Genomic DNA, 1,396 nt, shown 5'->3' on the forward strand with positions numbered 1-1,396 from the left:
GCAGACCGGCCACAGCATCCTGGCCGAGGTGGTCGGGCTGGTCGACGGCGCCGCGGTGCTGACCCCGATCGGCAGCCTGCCAGGGCCTGTCGACCCGGACCGAGGCAATCCCGACCGGCCGCGCCCTGCGGCTGGGCGTCGGCCCCGCCCTGTTGGGCCGAGTGCTGGACAGCCTGGGCCGGCCGCTGGACACCGCCGAGCGCGGGCCGCTGGACACCGACGGCACCTACCCGCTGCATGCCGAGGCGCCGCCGGCGCTGCTGCGGCCGCTGATCAGCCGGCCCCTGCCGCTGGGCATCCGCGCCATCGACGGCCTCCTGACCTGCGGCGAGGGCCAGCGCATCGGCATCTACGGGTCGCCGGGCACCGGCAAATCCTCGCTGTTGGCGCAGATCGTCAAGGGCGCCGATGCCGACGCCATCGTCATCGGCCTGATCGGCGAGCGCGGCCGCGAGGTACGCGAGTTCATCGACCGGCATCTGGGGCCGGAGGCGCTGCGCCGGGCCGTGATCGTCACCGCCACCTCCGACCGGCCGGCGATCGAGCGCGTCAAGGCCGCCTTCGTCGCCACCGCCATCGCCGAGTATTTCCGCGACCAAGGGATGCGCGTCGCCCTGCTGATGGACAGCATCACCCGCTTCGCCCGCGCCGTGCGCGAGATCGGCCTGGCCGCGGGCGAGCCGCCGACCCGGCGCGGTTTCCCGCCTTCGTTCTTCGCCATGCTGCCGCGCCTGCTGGAGCGCGCCGGGCCGGCGGCGACCGGGTCGATCACCGGCTTCTACACCGTGTTGGTCGAGGGCGATGCCGAGACCGATCCGATCGCCGACGAGACCCGCGGCCTGCTGGACGGCCACATCGTGCTGTCGCAGGCCCTGGCCAGCGCAGGGCACTTTCCGGCGATCGACGTGCTGGCCAGCCGCAGCCGGGTGATGGAGGCGGTGATCGATGGCGGCCATCGCCGGGCCGCGGTGCAGATGCGCCGGCTGATGGCCAAGCACAACGACATCGAGCTGCTGCTGCAGGTCGGCGAGTACCGGGCCGGGGCCGACGCCCTGGCCGACGAGGCGGTGGCCAAGATCGGCGACATCCGCCGCTTCCTGCAGCAGGATTTCGAGGAGGCCTCGACCTTTGCCCAGACCCGCGAGCAGCTGGAGCGGCTGAGCCGATGAGCCTGCGTTCCAAACCAGACGCCCTCGACCGGCTGCGCAAGCTGCGGCGCGACCGCGAGCGCCTGGCGATCGAGACGCTGGGGCAGGAGCGCGCCGCCCTGACCGCCGCCGAGGCGCGGGAGCGCCAGGCCGAGGCCGACCGCGACGCCTATGAGGCGCATCGCGCGGCGCAGGAGGACCGGCTCTACACCGCCGCGATGGAGAAGCCGGCCGCGGCCGATGCACTG

At 73.7% G+C, this 1,396-nt stretch carries 2 protein-coding genes; both read left to right on the forward strand.

The features are described from left to right. Nucleotides 1-86 precede the first annotated feature (86 nt). A complete protein-coding gene (locus P409_RS34365) occupies nucleotides 87-1,169 on the forward strand; it encodes a FliI/YscN family ATPase (RefSeq protein ID WP_430515686.1) in 1,083 nt (360 codons plus the stop codon). Further along, the coding region (locus P409_RS34370; protein WP_034849354.1) for a YscO family type III secretion system apparatus protein at nucleotides 1,166-1,396 on the forward strand (231 nt) is incomplete at its 3' end. The genes P409_RS34365 and P409_RS34370, both read left to right, overlap by 4 nt.

This window comes from Inquilinus limosus MP06, from assembly GCF_000767795.1.
In the GTDB taxonomy this organism is placed as follows: domain Bacteria; phylum Pseudomonadota; class Alphaproteobacteria; order DSM-16000; family Inquilinaceae; genus Inquilinus; species Inquilinus limosus_E.